This window comes from Xanthobacteraceae bacterium, assembly GCA_019454205.1.
In the GTDB taxonomy this organism is placed as follows: domain Bacteria; phylum Pseudomonadota; class Alphaproteobacteria; order Rhizobiales; family Xanthobacteraceae.
Window position 1 is genome coordinate 114,442 of the sequence record CP075369.1, and the last position, 12,854, is coordinate 127,295.

18 protein-coding genes are annotated in these 12,854 nt (G+C 62.2%); 8 read left to right on the forward strand and 10 right to left on the reverse strand.

Annotation, left to right across the window (positions count from 1 at the left end):
* Complete coding sequence (locus tag KF794_00485; protein ID QYK45234.1) at positions 1-762, forward strand: SDR family NAD(P)-dependent oxidoreductase; 762 nt, start codon at positions 1-3, stop codon at positions 760-762.
* On the forward strand, positions 762-1,199 hold the full coding sequence (locus KF794_00490; protein ID QYK45235.1) for an acyl-CoA thioesterase: 438 nt from the start codon (positions 762-764) through the stop codon (positions 1,197-1,199). The genes KF794_00485 and KF794_00490 overlap by 1 nt, the downstream gene beginning before the upstream one ends.
* Here the strand turns inward: KF794_00490 and KF794_00495 are convergent.
* From KF794_00495 to KF794_00505, 3 genes are read right to left on the reverse strand one after another with little or no spacing between them, the layout of a single operon-like run.
* The gene (locus KF794_00495; protein QYK45236.1) at positions 1,196-1,693 is read right to left on the reverse strand and encodes a MarR family transcriptional regulator; all 498 of its coding nucleotides are present in this window, start codon (positions 1,691-1,693) and stop codon (positions 1,196-1,198) included. The genes KF794_00490 and KF794_00495 overlap by 4 nt on opposite strands.
* Positions 1,694-1,747: 54 nt before the next feature.
* On the reverse strand, positions 1,748-2,641 hold the full coding sequence (locus KF794_00500) for a dihydrodipicolinate synthase family protein (GenBank protein ID QYK45237.1): 894 nt from the start codon (positions 2,639-2,641) through the stop codon (positions 1,748-1,750).
* Entirely contained in the window at positions 2,638-3,396 is a 759-nt protein-coding gene (locus tag KF794_00505) for an amidohydrolase family protein (protein ID QYK46526.1), read from the reverse strand. Before KF794_00505 ends, KF794_00500 begins: the two co-directional genes overlap by 4 nt.
* 213 nt (positions 3,397-3,609) lie before the next feature.
* Between KF794_00505 and mobB the strand changes: the two genes are divergently transcribed.
* Entirely contained in the window at positions 3,610-4,131 is a 522-nt protein-coding gene (gene mobB / locus KF794_00510; protein QYK45238.1) for a molybdopterin-guanine dinucleotide biosynthesis protein B, read from the forward strand.
* A gap of 26 nt (positions 4,132-4,157) precedes the next feature.
* Here mobB and KF794_00515 read toward each other — a convergent pair whose 3' ends face one another.
* Both KF794_00515 and KF794_00520 read right to left on the reverse strand, forming a co-directional pair.
* On the reverse strand, positions 4,158-5,678 hold the full coding sequence (locus KF794_00515; GenBank protein ID QYK46527.1) for a malonyl-CoA synthase: 1,521 nt from the start codon (positions 5,676-5,678) through the stop codon (positions 4,158-4,160).
* Between the two features lie 31 nt (positions 5,679-5,709).
* A complete protein-coding gene (locus KF794_00520) occupies positions 5,710-6,513 on the reverse strand; it encodes a cobalamin-binding protein (protein QYK45239.1) in 804 nt (267 codons plus the stop codon).
* A gap of 186 nt (positions 6,514-6,699) precedes the next feature.
* Between KF794_00520 and KF794_00525 the strand changes: the two genes are divergently transcribed.
* Positions 6,700-7,272 (forward strand): YIP1 family protein, encoded by a 573-nt coding sequence (locus KF794_00525; protein ID QYK45240.1) that lies wholly within the window; start codon positions 6,700-6,702, stop codon positions 7,270-7,272.
* Positions 7,273-7,274: 2 nt separating this feature from the next.
* On the opposite strand, the gene mepA is transcribed toward KF794_00525, so the two are convergent.
* Entirely contained in the window at positions 7,275-8,153 is an 879-nt protein-coding gene (gene mepA / locus KF794_00530) for a penicillin-insensitive murein endopeptidase (protein QYK45241.1), read from the reverse strand.
* 124 nt (positions 8,154-8,277) lie between these two features.
* Here mepA and KF794_00535 point away from each other — a divergent pair, with 124 nt between their 5' ends.
* On the forward strand, positions 8,278-8,703 hold the full coding sequence (locus tag KF794_00535) for a L,D-transpeptidase (GenBank protein QYK45242.1): 426 nt from the start codon (positions 8,278-8,280) through the stop codon (positions 8,701-8,703).
* 11 nt (positions 8,704-8,714) lie between these two features.
* Positions 8,715-9,212: a L,D-transpeptidase gene (locus tag KF794_00540; GenBank protein QYK45243.1), complete on the forward strand. Its 498-nt coding sequence runs from the start codon at positions 8,715-8,717 to the stop codon at positions 9,210-9,212.
* Between the two features lie 53 nt (positions 9,213-9,265).
* On the opposite strand, the gene KF794_00545 is transcribed toward KF794_00540, so the two are convergent.
* Together KF794_00545 and KF794_00550 are read right to left on the reverse strand one after the other, a co-directional pair.
* Entirely contained in the window at positions 9,266-9,445 is a 180-nt protein-coding gene (locus KF794_00545) for a YegP family protein (protein QYK45244.1), read from the reverse strand.
* Between the two features lie 55 nt (positions 9,446-9,500).
* The gene (locus tag KF794_00550; protein QYK45245.1) at positions 9,501-9,857 is read right to left on the reverse strand and encodes a plasmid stabilization protein; all 357 of its coding nucleotides are present in this window, start codon (positions 9,855-9,857) and stop codon (positions 9,501-9,503) included.
* A gap of 161 nt (positions 9,858-10,018) precedes the next feature.
* On the opposite strand from KF794_00550, the gene KF794_00555 reads away from it, so the two are divergent.
* Complete coding sequence (locus KF794_00555; protein QYK46528.1) at positions 10,019-10,390, forward strand: PRC-barrel domain-containing protein; 372 nt, start codon at positions 10,019-10,021, stop codon at positions 10,388-10,390.
* Between the two features lie 73 nt (positions 10,391-10,463).
* Here the strand turns inward: KF794_00555 and KF794_00560 are convergent, their stop codons facing one another.
* Positions 10,464-11,342, reverse strand: a complete 879-nt coding sequence (locus tag KF794_00560) for a LysR family transcriptional regulator (protein QYK45246.1) — start codon at positions 11,340-11,342, stop codon at positions 10,464-10,466.
* Positions 11,343-11,456: 114 nt separating this feature from the next.
* Here KF794_00560 and KF794_00565 point away from each other — a divergent pair, with 114 nt between their 5' ends.
* Positions 11,457-12,299, forward strand: a complete 843-nt coding sequence (locus KF794_00565) for an enoyl-CoA hydratase/isomerase family protein (GenBank protein ID QYK45247.1) — start codon at positions 11,457-11,459, stop codon at positions 12,297-12,299.
* 47 nt (positions 12,300-12,346) lie between these two features.
* On the opposite strand, the gene KF794_00570 is transcribed toward KF794_00565, so the two are convergent.
* Entirely contained in the window at positions 12,347-12,853 is a 507-nt protein-coding gene (locus tag KF794_00570; protein ID QYK45248.1) for a hypothetical protein, read from the reverse strand.
* Position 12,854 lies beyond the last annotated feature (1 nt).

A 12,854-nucleotide genomic window follows, 5' to 3' on the forward strand; every position in this document is an offset into this window, starting at 1 on the left:
ATGGATGTAAAAGGACACGCCGCGCTCGTAACGGGCGGAGGCTCCGGTCTCGGCGCGGCCACCGCCGCCGCACTGGCCGCCGCTGGCGCGAAGGTCGCGCTGCTCGACGTCAATCTGGATGCCGCGAAAGCGCATGCCGAAAAGATCGGTGCGATCGCCATCAAGTGCGACGTATCCGATTCCGATAGCGCTGTCGCCGCCGTGAAGGAAGCGCGCGAGAAGAATGGTGTCGCGCGCGTGCTCATCAACTGCGCCGGCATCGGCACGCCGAAGAAGATTCTCGGCCGCGAAGGCCCGCAGCCGCTCGCCGATTTCGACCGCGTGATCCGCATCAACCTGATCGGTTCGTTCAACCTGATGCGCCTGATGGCTGCCGATTTGCAGAACGCGGAAGCGCTCGCCGACGGCGAACGCGGCGTCATCATCTCGACCGCCTCGGTCGCGGCTTACGAAGGCCAGATCGGTCAGGCGGCTTATGCCGCGTCGAAGGGCGGCATCGTCGGCCTCACGTTGCCGGCGGCGCGCGAGCTTGCGCAGTTCGGCATCCGCGTGCTTGCAATTGCGCCGGGCATTTTCCTTACGCCGATGTTGCTTGGCCTTTCGGAAGACGTGCAGCGCAGCCTTGCCGCCTCGGTGCCGTTCCCGAAACTGCTCGGCAAGCCGGAACAGTATGCCGCGCTCGCGATGGAGATGGTGCGCAACACTTATCTCAATGGCGAAGTGGTGCGTATCGACGGCGCGCTCCGCATGGCGCCCAAATAATGTTCGTCAATCGCAGGCTGGTGCGGATCGAGTGGGGCGACTGCGACCCCGCGGGCATCGTGTTCTACCCGCGTTACTTTGCGATGTTCGATCACTCGACCGCGATGCTGCTCGAAGCCGCGACCGGCCTGACGAAGTACCAGATGCGCGAGCGCTACGATTTCGTCGGCTTCCCGATGGTCGATACCGGCGCGAAGTTCATCATCCCCTCGAAGTTCGGCGACGACATCGTGATTGAGTCGGCGGTGGAGAGCTTCGGCCGGTCGAGCTTCAACGTGATCCACAAGGTCTGGAAGGGCGACGCGCTGGCAATCGAAGCGCGCGAGACGCGGGTCTGGGCGGGCAGACATCCCGACGATCCGTCGCGGATGAAATCAAAGCCGGTCCCTGATGAGATCGTCGCCCGGCTGCTCGGCCGCACCACCATCGACGTCTAGCCGCCGCCATCCTCGTCGCCGGGGCCGATCGCCTCGACCACGCCATGCAGTAATTTCAGAAGCTGTTTGCGGCCTTCCTCGCCGATCACGCCCGCGATTCTTTCTTCGTGCTCGATGGCGCGCACGCGCATTTCTTTCATCAGCGACGCGCCTTTCTCGGTGAGCCGAAGCGCATAGGAACGGCGGTCGGTGGCGACCGCTTCGCGTTTCGCGATCCCGCGTCGCTCCAGCGTATCGAGAATGGCGACGAGATTGGCGCGCTTGATGCCGAGCGCTTCCGAAATCTGCGATTGTTTGAGGCCGGGATTGGAGTCGATCACGGTCATCACGCCGTAATGCACCGGGCGGATGCCGAGGTCGTCGAAGAAGCGCAGGAAATCGTTGAAGGCAGCGAATTGCGCGCGGCGCAGCATGTAGCCGGAAAGCGTGGGCAGGTCGCCGAGATCGACCTTACCGTTGGCGTCTTCTGTTTTGTTCGCTTTACCCGATGCCATGGGCGTTTCTAACGCGAGTTGCCTGTGACGCGAAGCCGAAAGGCGGCGCCCTGCTCAGGTGTTCTCGATTGCCGCGAGACGCTGGCGCAGTTCGTCGCGTTGCGCGGGCGTGAGCGGTACCAGCGGCGGCCGTACCCGCTCCCAGCCGCGGTGATCGTAGCGCTGCGCCAGCACGGCCTTGACCGCTGAGATCAGCGGATACGACGCGATCAGCTTGCGGATCGTATCGGCGCGCTGATGCTTGCTTGCGATGTCCGGCGACTTCCAGCCATCGAACAGCGCGCGGATTTCCTTCACATGCGTGTTCGCGGTGGCGGAGATGCAACCGGCCGCGCCCTTGCCCATCGCTTCGACCAGCAGCGACTCGGAGGAGGGGAAGATCGAAAAGCCCGGAAGGTTTTCCAGAAGCGCGTTCAGATACGCGACGTCGCCCGAACTGTCCTTGATGCCGACGACGGTTTCGGGGAGCGCCTCGCGCAGGCGCTGGATCAGAGGCAGCGACCACACCAGACCGGTCTGCTGCGGGAAGTTGTAGAGATAAATTTGCAGGCGCTTGTTGTTCACGCGCGCGATGACTTCGGAAACGAAGTCGAACAGGCCCTCGTCGGTGACGCCCTTGTAATAGAACGGCGGCAATAGCAACGAACCCTTCACGCCGAGTTCGGCGGCGTGCTTCGTCAGCTTCACCGCGTCGCCGAAAGAAGAAGCGCCCGTGCCGGGCAGGAGCCGCGCTGGGTCGATGCCGGAGGCTGCGAGTTTTTCGAGCAGGCTTTTACGCTCGTCGAAATCGAGTGAGTTCGCTTCGCTGGTGGTGCCGAGCACCGCAAGGCCGTGTGCGCCTTCGCGCAACAGCTCGTGGCAGAATGCGAGATAGCGCTCCAGATCGACGGAGCGGTCCTCCCGGAACGGCGTTGCCGCGGGAGGCCAGACACCTTGCGCAAGATTCATTGTTTCTTCTCGGAACGGAACAGGCGCTCGGCATTGCCGAACGCGATTTTGTCGGCGTGCTCTTTCGGGAGCTGGCCGAGCCAGTTGCGGTAATTCTTGATCAGGTTGTCGTACTGGAACCAGCGTTCGGTGATCCACGTATCCGTGCCGAGCAGGAAGCGGTCGGAATGGGTGGTGAACAGCTCGCGCCATTCCGGCGTCAGGTTGCCGGACGAGTCCGTGATGCCTCCACGGAACGAAAGCTCGCCCATCAGCGTCGGATATTTCTTGAACAATGCTTTCAGGTCGGCGGGCGAGGTGGAAAAGCCCGTATGCGCCCAGATGATGCGCGCGCCCTTGTCGTGCGAAAACAAAATCTCCAGCGCCTGCTCGTCGCAATGCGCATGGATATAGAGATCCTTCTCGACCGCGAAGCGCACCAGCTTCGCCGCATACTCGCTGGCGGCGGCCTTGCCGTAGATATGGAATTCGCCGACGCCGCGATAATAGCCGCGCTTGTATTCTTCGAGCACCATCTCGTAGATCGACGGGTCGTTGAACCAGGTCGGAATATCGGCGCGCGTCTTGTATTGCCTGATGAACGGCACCACCCAGACGTCGCTCTGCTTCGCTTCCACCAGCGCGACGGTGCCGACATTCGGGCGGCTGGTGGCAAGGATGCCCTTGATGTTGTTGCGTTTGAAGATTTCGAGCACCTGCTCGACATTATAATAAGGCTTCGGTTCCCAGTTGTAGTGCAGGTGCGCGTCGAAGATCGGCCCTTGATATTGCGCAAGTGCGGGCTTGGTGCCCGCAAGGACAAGCAAGGCAAGCGCGCCGATAACGGCAGATTTGAAGAAAAAACGCATGGCAAGGAGCATCCTGTAGCGGGCCTCGCGGAGACTGCCGGAAGTATTCGCGGCGTCAAGCCGCAGCGCGAAGCGGCCGTTCCCTAGCACGCTTCCATGCCCAGCCTGTATAGAAGGCACATGCGCATCATCGGTCTTGCCGGCTGGAGCGGTTCGGGAAAAACGACACTGGTGGCGCGGGTCATCCCCGTGCTGGTCGGCCGGGGCATTTCCGTTTCCACCGTGAAGCACGCGCACAAGGGCTTCGACGTCGATCTGCCGGGGAAGGATTCGCACCGGCACCGCACCGCCGGGGCCACCGAAGTCTTCGTCACGTCGGGCATCCGCTGGGCGCATATCCGCGAATTGCGGAACGAGCCGGAACCCGACCTGGAAGACATCGTGAAGATCATGAACCCGGTCGATCTCCTGATCGTGGAAGGATTCAAGCGGCACCGCCACCCGAAACTGGAAATCCACCGCGCCGAAGTGGGCAAGCCGCTGCTGCATCCGGACGACGAGTATATCGTCGCGATTGCGTCCGACGGCCCGCTCCCGCAAGCAAAAGTGCCCGTGATTTCGCTCGACGACATCGAGAAGGTCGCGGACGTACTGACCGCCGAGGCGATGCCTGCCGAGCGAATGCGCGGCGCCGCGCGCTGAAACGAAACCGGCGCCGCGATTATGCGCTACGCGACGTTCTTCGAATAAGTCTTGCCGTAGGTCTCGCGCAAAACGTTCTTTTGCACCTTGCCCATCGCATTGCGGGGCAGGTCGTCGGCGAAGAACACGCGTTTCGGCTGTTTGAACTTCGCGAGCCTGCCTTCGAGCGCGGCCAGCACATCGGCTTCCGCGAGCGTTGAATCCTTCGCGCGCACCACGACGGCGGTCACGCCTTCGCCGAGGTCGGGATGCGGCACGCCGATCACGGCGGATTCGACCACGCCCGTAATCGCGTCGATCTCGCCTTCGACTTCCTTCGGGTAGACGTTGAATCCGCCGGAGATGACGAGGTCTTTCGCGCGGCCGACGATATGGACGTAGCCACGCTCGTCAATCTTGCCGACGTCGCCGGTGATGAAGAAGCCGTCCGCGCGGAATTCCGCTGCGGTCTTCTCCGGCATGCGCCAGTAGCCGCCGAACACATTCGGGCCTTTGACTTCGATCACGCCGATCTCGCCCTGCGGCAGGACTTTCCCGGTTTCGGCATCCGCGATGCGCAGGCTCACGCCGGGCAACGGGAAACCGACCGTGCCGGGCACGCGGTCGCCGTCATAGGGGTTCGACGTATTCATGTTGGTTTCGGTCATGCCGTAGCGCTCAAGCAACGCGTGGCCGGTCAGTTCCGAGAATGCGCGATGCGTTTCCGCGAGCAGCGGCGCGGAGCCGGAAACGAACAGGCGCATGTGCTTCGTCGCTTCGCGCGTCAGCCCCGGATGTTCGACGAGACGGACATAGAATGTCGGAACGCCCATCATCGAGGTCGCCTTCGGCATCAGGCGCATGACTTCATTGGCGTCGAATTTCGACAGGAAGATCATCGACGCATGGGCCAGCAGGACCACGTTGGTCGCAACGAACAGCCCATGCGTGTGGTAGATCGGCAGCGCGTGCAGCAGCACGTCCTTCCCGGTGAAGCGCCAGTAGTCTTTCAGCACCTGCGCGTTCGAGAGCAGGTTGTCTTGCGATAGCATCGCGCCTTTCGAGCGCCCGGTCGTGCCCGATGTATAGAGAATGGCCGCGAGGTCGCTTGCCCCGCGCGCAACCGTTTCGACGTCCGGCGCATCCGCGACATTCGCGAGCAGCGTGCCGTCGCCGCCGGTGCCGAGCGTCTCCACCCGCGCCACGCCGAGTTTCTTCGCGAGCGCGCGCACGCCTTCCTCGTTCTCCGGTTTGCAGACCACGACGCGAGGCTCGGCATCGCCGAGGAAATATTCCAGTTCGGCGAGCGGATAGGCGGTGTTCAGCGGCAGGAATACCGCGCCCGCGCGCACACAACCGAGGTAGAGCGCGAGGCTCTGCCACGATTTCTCGACTTGCACGGCGACACGGTCGCCCGGCTGCGCGCCGCAGCGGATCAGGTGCGAGGAGATTTTTTCCGCCAGTGCAAACACGTCGCCATAGCTGCGGGTGCTGCCGTCGGAGAGTTCGATCAGGGTCTTGGCGTCGTCGCGTGCGCCGCCGCGGAGTGCGTCATAGAGATAGTTCATGGCCGCTAGGGAGCGCATGAACGCCTCGGCGTCAACCGTGCTGGAGCGCCGCCCATTCGCCGATGATCGCGGCGATGCCATCCAGCCCATCGGTCAGTGCCGCCGGGCCGGGTTGCAGGATCAGCGCCGATTTGATCTCGCGCACGAACCCGTCACGCACCGCCGGGATTACGGCATAGCCCGCGCGCGCCGCAACCTTTTCGGGGCGGAATTTCTTCCCGCACCATGAGCCGATGATGATGTCGGGCCGTGCCGCGATCACGTCGGCTTCCGCGATGATGCGGTCCTTCGCGAGCGATTTTCCGGCGAGTTCGGGGAAGCACTCCACGCCGCCCGCTGCCTCGATCAGTTCGGATACCCAGCCGATGCCCGTGATCGGCGGCTCGTCCCATTCCTCGAAATAGACCCGCGGTCGCAGGGGAAGGCTTGCGGCAAAGGCTTTCGCCGCATCCAGCCGTTCGCGCAATTCGCTGTTCAGCCGCGCGCCTTTGGCGGGTTCGCCCACCAGCGCCGCCACGGTCACGATCATTCCGAAGATGCCGTCCACGGTCCGGTGGTTGAAGGCATGCACGGCAATGCCGGACTTGATGAGGCTGGCCGCGATCTCGGCCTGCAAATCGGAGAAGGTCAGGACCAGGTCTGGTTCGAGGGCGAGAATTTTTGGAACGTCAGCCGAGATGAACGCCGAGACGCGCGGCTTCTCCCGGCGGACACGGGCAGGACGCACCGCGTAGCCGGAAACCCCCACGATCCGCGCCTCCTCGCCGAGCAGATAGAGTGTTTCGACCGTTTCCTCGGTCAGGCAGACGATTCTGCGGGGCGGAAAGGCGGTCATCGGGGGTTCGGAAACTGCCGGACGGTCATTTGAAACAGGCCGATTTTAGCCAGTCATAGGCGCTGCCGGGGCCTCTGGAAAACCCGTTGCACTGCGGCATGTTCTGCGTGACTTTACGAGGGTCTGGTGGGTATACCCGCCGCGCGCGAATCGCCGCGCCATGGAATTTCCTCGAGGAGGGCTGCAATGGATTTCGGCTGGATCATCGCGCGTGTGCAGAACATTCTGATGCGCCCCAAGGACGAATGGTACGTCGTTGACGGAGAAGAAGGCAGCGTCCAGCAGGTCTTCACCTACGCAGCGGTCGTGGCGGCGATCCCGGCATTGCTTGGCCTGCTGATCGGGTTGATCTACATCGGCCCGTTCGCGATCGTGAACGCGGTTATCGGTTACGCCTTCACCTTCGGCTTTCTCTATGTCGCGGCGCTGATCGTCGATTTCCTCGCGCCGAACTTCGACACCGAGAAGCATTTTCCGAGCGCGCTGAAGCTCGTGACCTATTCGGCGACGCCGGGCTGGGTTGCGGTGGCGCTCTCGTATGTCCTCGGCCTGATCCCGGCGCTCGGCGCCATTCTCGCGCTGCTGCTGCTGATCGCCGCGATCGTCTACTACGTTTACCTGTTCTATTACGGCATCCTCATCCTGATGCGCGCACCGGTAAACAAGGCGATCGGTTACACGGCGGCTTCGATCGGCATCATGTTTGCGGCGGCTTTCGTGTTCGGCATGATCCTCGCCGCGCTTCGCCTCGCGATCTGAGATTACTTCGCCAGCAATACGTCACGGCAGCCGGCCGGAAGCTCCGACATTTTCAGCGGAGGTTTCGGCTTCGGCTTCACCTTGGGCGGCGGCGGATTGATGATGCTCTCGCGGAACCAGCTTTCCAGTTCCGCGCCGCAGCCATCGTCGCCGCCGGGTTCCGGCTGCGGCGTGCAGGCCGGGCTGTCGGCCGGGCACTTCATGCGGACGTGCATGTGATAGTCGTGTCCCCAGTAGGGGCGGACTTTCGTCAGCCACGCCCGTTCGCTGCCCGCTTCGCGGCATAGCGCTTTCTTGATCGCGGCGTTGACGAAGATGCGCTCGACCAGCGGGTCTTCCGCCGCGGTGCGGATCACGCGCACATGCCCCGGCGTCCATACCTTCGGGTCGATGTCCTTGCGGTCCTTGCGCACCATGAGCTGCGGCGGGAAAGTTTCGCGCTCCTCGGTCGAGAGCGTGCGCGCGGGCATCGGCGTCAGCCAGATGTCGGCGTCAAGTCCGAGCTGATGCGAGGCATGGCCGGTGAGCATCGGCCCGCCGCGCGGTTGCGAAAGATCGCCGACCAGAATGCCGTTCCAGCCCTGCGCGACGCGCGGAACTCTTTGCGCGAAGCGCTCCAGGAACGAAATCAGGTTCGGGTGGCCCCAGTTGCGGTTGCGCGAGAGGCGCATCACCTGCCAGGTCTGGCCGTTCACCGGCAACGCGATTGCGCCCGCAAGGCATCCCTTCGAATAGAAACCGATCGCGCGCGCTTTCAGCGGCGCGGCATCCTTCGCGCGGCCGAACAGTTCTTTCGCGGGCGAGTCCGCGCGCGGTTCCTGCGCAGCCGCGAAGCCGGTGGCCAGCAAGGTCAGGGCGAGGGCGATGGGGAGCGGGCGCATGATTCGACTCTAGCGCACCAAAAGACTTGGACCAAAACGGGACAGGCGCAACGCTTGCGCGAAGTGCGCCGGGCAGCTTCAATGATCGGCGGATGCGGCGGACGGGAATGTTACGGGGTGAGTTATGCGTCGTCCGTTGTCCGCGCTTGCCTGTGTCATTGCATTGTTATGGTTCGCGCCGCCGGCGGAAGCCGAAGTCGTCGCCACCATCAACTTGAAACGTCAGGAAATGATCGTTTCGGTGAACGGGGTAGTCCGTCACCGCTGGCCGGTGTCCACGGCACGCCGCGGCTATCGCACGCCGGTCGGCCATTTCCGGCCGGTCCGGCTGGAGCGGACCTGGTACTCCTCGATCTACAACAACGCGCCGATGCCTTATTCCGTGTTTTTCCGGGGTGGTTACGCCATCCACGGCACGACCCAGACCGGGCGGCTGGGCCAGCCTGCGTCCCACGGTTGCGTGCGGCTCCATACCGCCAATGCGCGGCAATTGTTTTACTTGATTCGGCGGTACGGACCGGCAAATTCGCGGATACGGATTACGGGCTGAGGGATTCGACCATGAAAAAACTGATGGTAACGGCGTTCGCGCTGGCGATGCTGGCTGTTCCGGCACATGCGCAAAAGGCGAAGCCGGTCACGGAGCAGAAGCCGGTCGAGCCGCCGTCGATCGTGGTCACGATCTCGGTGCCGAAGCAGGAATTACGTGTCGTGGTCGATGGCGTCGAGCAGTATGTCTGGCCGGTTTCGACAGCAAGGCAGGGCGCGCTGACGCCTGCCGGTACCTTCAAGGTGCAGTCGATGAACGCGACTGCGATTTCGCGCCTCTTCAACAATGCGCCGATGCCGTGGGCGATTTTCTATGACGGCCATTACGCGATCCACGGCACGACCGCCGTATCGCTGCTCGGCCGCCCGGCTTCGATGGGCTGCACCCGTCTGCATCCGTCGAATGCGAAAATCCTTTTCGAGATGGTGAAGGCGCGCGGCCCGCACAGCCTGAAGGTCGTGGTCGAGCGCGACGACCAGCGCATCTCGACGACATCGCTGGTGCGCTAGGCGCAGCCGCCCGGAAGAAACGAGACGCCCCGCTTTTGCGGGGCGTTTTTTTTTTACGAATTGTCTTCGGTTGTTGCGCTGGAAGCGTTCTTCTTCACGGACTCGATGCAGTTCTGCGCGCTCGACTTACTCTTGTAGCCTTCGCTGGCGAGCATGGTCTCGCCGTTCGACGCCTTGAAACGCACGCGGTATTCGCCCGCCTTGTCTTTATAAATCTCGAATTTGTACGCCATTGCGCCTTCCTCCTGCTATGTCGGGAAGGCATCATTGGCGCTCATCTCACGCAGATCAAGCGCGTTTGCTTTTGCGCTTTCGGGCGGTGGTCTTTCTCTTCTTTCGCGATCCTGCTTTTTTCCGCGCTCTGGTCTTCGCGGCCTTCTTCGCCGAACTGGATTTCGCTTTCTTCGAACGCTTTGCAGCCGCTGCGCCGCCAAGGCGGCCGCCCTTCTTGTAGACCTCGGTATTCTCCGGCTTGCCGCGCCCGGAGCCGCTTTTCTCGCCGCCGCCGTGGATCTTGTTCACGATGGCCCACGCGCGCGCTTCCGCTTCCTTCTCGGACATGCCGCGTTTCTTGTAGCTTTCCTCGATATATCCTGCCTTGCGTTTCTGCTTGTCGGTGTAAGCCGACTTGTCGCCTCTCGGCATTGTCGTCTCCCTGAAATCTTCCCAGCCGTCAGGCGCGAACGCGGACCTGCGCGGTTTGTTCCGCGCATCCGGAACCATGCGCCGCCGTCATCGTTCAGTTCTTATACTGGAGGGCGAACCTGCATTGGAGAAAAAACATGGCGACCGCAGCACCGCGCGCGATGGCGCATAACCCGCAAACCCGGTCCACCCACGATCTGATCGAGAGCGACCGCGTGGTAGGCACCAATGTCTATCGCTCCGACGGCACCAAGATCGGTTCCATCGAGCGCGTGATGATCGACAAATATTCGGGGCAGGCGGCCTACGCGGTGATGAGCTTCGGCGGCTTCCTCGGCCTCGGCCACGATCACTACCCGATCCCGTGGGCCAAGCTCGACTACAACTCGAAGCTCGGCGGCTACGAGGTGAACATCAGCGACGAAGAACTGAAAGCCGCCCCGCACTTCGATCCGGGCAAGGAATATTCCTGGGACACGGTACAGGGCGCGAAAATCTACAGCCACTACGGCGTGCCGATGTATTGGGTGTAAACGGACGAACGCTTTAGCCGAAGCCGGGTGTCTCCGGCTTCGGCATTTCACCTTCGCCGCGCCAGCCGGATCGTCAGTTGCTCATCGCCGAAGCGGTGCGGGATTTCATCCACGAACGAAATGTCTGCACGGCGGCGTCGCGCGTATGCCGGCTCAGGAGCCAGTGCGCGGATTTGCAGATCGCTTCTTCCTCGAACAGCGGCGTCAGTCTGCCTGCGCGAATCTCGGTATCGATCAGCGGCCTGCGCCCTATCGCGACGCCGAGACCCTGTGCCGCCGCATCGAACGCCATTTGCAGCGTGTCGAAGCGCAAACCGATCTGCAGCGGCGAGAGTTTTCTCCCCGTCGTTTCCGCCCAGTATTGCCAGTCTTCCGAAACCGTGACGACGTGGATCAGCGGCAGTTCGCAGAGTTCGCGTCCCGCGAATTCCGCCAGCCGGTGCGGCGCGCAGACGGGAATCAGGCGCTCGCGCAGCAATTCGTCGGCGGCCAGTCCCGGCCAGCTTCCATCGCCGACACGGATCGCGACATCTGCCTGCATGCCGTCGAGGTCGATGCATTCGCGCGAAGTATCGACCGCGACCGCGATATCGGGATGCGCCTGCCTGAATTCCGAAAGCCACGGTAGCAGCATGCGCGTGGCGAAGGTCGGCGCCGCCGTGATGCGCAGGATCCGGTTCAGGCGCGGCGATATTTGCGCCGTGCCCTCAGCAAGCAGCGCGAGACCGGCCTGCACTTTCTTGTAGTAGTGCGCGCCCTCCGGCGTGAGCGTCAGTCCCTTCGGGGTCCGGACGAAAAGCATCACGTCCAGCCATTGTTCGAGCGACTGGATGCCGTGGCTGACCGCGCTCGGCGTGAGGTGCAGTTCTTCCGCGGCGCGCTTGAAGCTCAGGAGCCGCGCGGAAGATTCGAACAGGCGCAGCCCGTTCAGCGGCGGCAGGGACGGGGCCATGGAAATCGCTCGCTTCCAGCGGGGTGAAACGGATTCATCGCAACATGCAAATTACTCGTTTGAAACCCTAGCACCGGCGCGAAAGCATGGCGTTGCAACAAGGGAATGATAGCCATGCGACCAAACTCCGGCGGGCCTGCACTTCTGGAAGTACGCGGACCGATCGCCACCATCACGCTGAACCGGCCTTCCAAGCTGAACGCAATCGACGAGTCGATGATCGAACGGCTGCTGGGCTATCTGGATTTCGCCGAGTTCGAATCCGGCATCCGCGCGGTTATCCTGACGGGTGCGGGCACGCGCGCTTTCAGTGCCGGCGCCGACATCGCCGAATTGCGCAAGACCGTGCATGCCGGCACCGGAGCGGCGGTGCGGGATTTCGTGCGACGCGGCCAGGGGCTTACCCGGCGCATCGAGAATTTCCGCAAGCCGGTGATCGCGGCGGTGAACGGGCTGGCCTATGGCGGCGGCTGTGAGATCGTCGAGGCTTGCCAGCTTGCGGTCGCGGCCGAAGGCGCAGCCTTCGCGAAGCCTGAAATCAAACTCGGTTTCGCGCCGCCGTTCGGCGGCAGCCAGCGCCTGCCGCGCCTGATCGGCAGGAAGCGCGCGCTCCAGATGATCCTCACCGGCGAGCAGATCCCGGCGCGGGCCGCGCAGGAAATCGGTCTGATCAACGAGATCTGCACGGCCGATACTTTGCTCGATTCGGCGCGCTCGCTGGCGCGCAAAGTCATCCGCCATACGCCCGACGCGGTGCGTGCCTGCCTGCACAGCGTCACGCGCGGCATCAATCTTTCCATCGACGAAGGGCTGGCGGTGGAGGCTTCCGAGTTTGAGCGCATGGCCGGGACCGACGACGTGGTTGCCGGTATTCAGCAGTTTTTGGGAAAGCGCGGCGGGGATGCTGGCGCGACCGAGCAGTTTCTTGCGCCGATTTCGGATGTCGGGAAGGGATAACGATTCGCCGGATGCGAATAAAAAAAACGCCTCGCGAAAGCGGGGCGTTACTTTTTTTTGCGGCCTTGTTCTTCTAATACCAGAAGTTCTCCGATGAAGTGTTCAGCCGGAGAGTTAGGACGCGGTGGCCCAGGAAGAATTTGCTGCAGAGAAAAAACTGAAGATGGCGGTGGATACATCGAATCGCTGATGCGATATCGAATCTCGGCGAGTCGAATATTCTCGATATGAGTAGGATTTAGAGTCATCATCAATCGCCCATAATCGCGGCGATCCTCTCGCGTCCAGCCCGTGAAGTTGTCTCGACCGATCTGACCATCTAGTTCAATTAGATACTTATGAGGAATCAGATTGAGTGTTTGCTGCTCGTCGTGAAAGCAAACAACGAAATAATGAACTCCAGAAGAAACGTCAGATAATGGAGAAAATATTTCATTAATAGCTCGGAAAGCAGTCCAATCTTTCCATAAGATCAATTCCCAACGGCTCTCTTCAGGTAGCCAGTGAAATACTTTTGCCCAGTCTTCAAATGCTGTTCTGTCTTCTAGAAGCATG

What these genes read in the sequence shown, in the direction of transcription:
- KF794_00570 (QYK45248.1), bottom strand. Translation starts at nt 12,853, where the DNA reads ATGCTTCTAGAAGACAGAACAGCATTTGAAGACTGGGCAAAAGTATTT.
- KF794_00555 (QYK46528.1), top strand. Translation starts at nt 10,019, where the DNA reads ATGGCGCATAACCCGCAAACCCGGTCCACCCACGATCTGATCGAGAGC.
- KF794_00495 (QYK45236.1), bottom strand. Translation starts at nt 1,693, where the DNA reads ATGGCATCGGGTAAAGCGAACAAAACAGAAGACGCCAACGGTAAGGTC.
- KF794_00560 (QYK45246.1), bottom strand. Translation starts at nt 11,342, where the DNA reads ATGGCCCCGTCCCTGCCGCCGCTGAACGGGCTGCGCCTGTTCGAATCT.
- KF794_00550 (QYK45245.1), bottom strand. Translation starts at nt 9,857, where the DNA reads ATGCCGAGAGGCGACAAGTCGGCTTACACCGACAAGCAGAAACGCAAG.
- KF794_00565 (QYK45247.1), top strand. Translation starts at nt 11,457, where the DNA reads ATGCGACCAAACTCCGGCGGGCCTGCACTTCTGGAAGTACGCGGACCG.
- KF794_00490 (QYK45235.1), top strand. Translation starts at nt 762, where the DNA reads ATGTTCGTCAATCGCAGGCTGGTGCGGATCGAGTGGGGCGACTGCGAC.
- KF794_00540 (QYK45243.1), top strand. Translation starts at nt 8,715, where the DNA reads ATGAAAAAACTGATGGTAACGGCGTTCGCGCTGGCGATGCTGGCTGTT.
- KF794_00520 (QYK45239.1), bottom strand. Translation starts at nt 6,513, where the DNA reads ATGACCGCCTTTCCGCCCCGCAGAATCGTCTGCCTGACCGAGGAAACG.
- KF794_00525 (QYK45240.1), top strand. Translation starts at nt 6,700, where the DNA reads ATGGATTTCGGCTGGATCATCGCGCGTGTGCAGAACATTCTGATGCGC.
- mepA (QYK45241.1), bottom strand. Translation starts at nt 8,153, where the DNA reads ATGCGCCCGCTCCCCATCGCCCTCGCCCTGACCTTGCTGGCCACCGGC.
- KF794_00500 (QYK45237.1), bottom strand. Translation starts at nt 2,641, where the DNA reads ATGAATCTTGCGCAAGGTGTCTGGCCTCCCGCGGCAACGCCGTTCCGG.
- KF794_00535 (QYK45242.1), top strand. Translation starts at nt 8,278, where the DNA reads ATGCGTCGTCCGTTGTCCGCGCTTGCCTGTGTCATTGCATTGTTATGG.
- mobB (QYK45238.1), top strand. Translation starts at nt 3,610, where the DNA reads ATGCGCATCATCGGTCTTGCCGGCTGGAGCGGTTCGGGAAAAACGACA.
- KF794_00515 (QYK46527.1), bottom strand. Translation starts at nt 5,678, where the DNA reads ATGAACTATCTCTATGACGCACTCCGCGGCGGCGCACGCGACGACGCC.
- KF794_00545 (QYK45244.1), bottom strand. Translation starts at nt 9,445, where the DNA reads ATGGCGTACAAATTCGAGATTTATAAAGACAAGGCGGGCGAATACCGC.
- KF794_00485 (QYK45234.1), top strand. Translation starts at nt 1, where the DNA reads ATGGATGTAAAAGGACACGCCGCGCTCGTAACGGGCGGAGGCTCCGGT.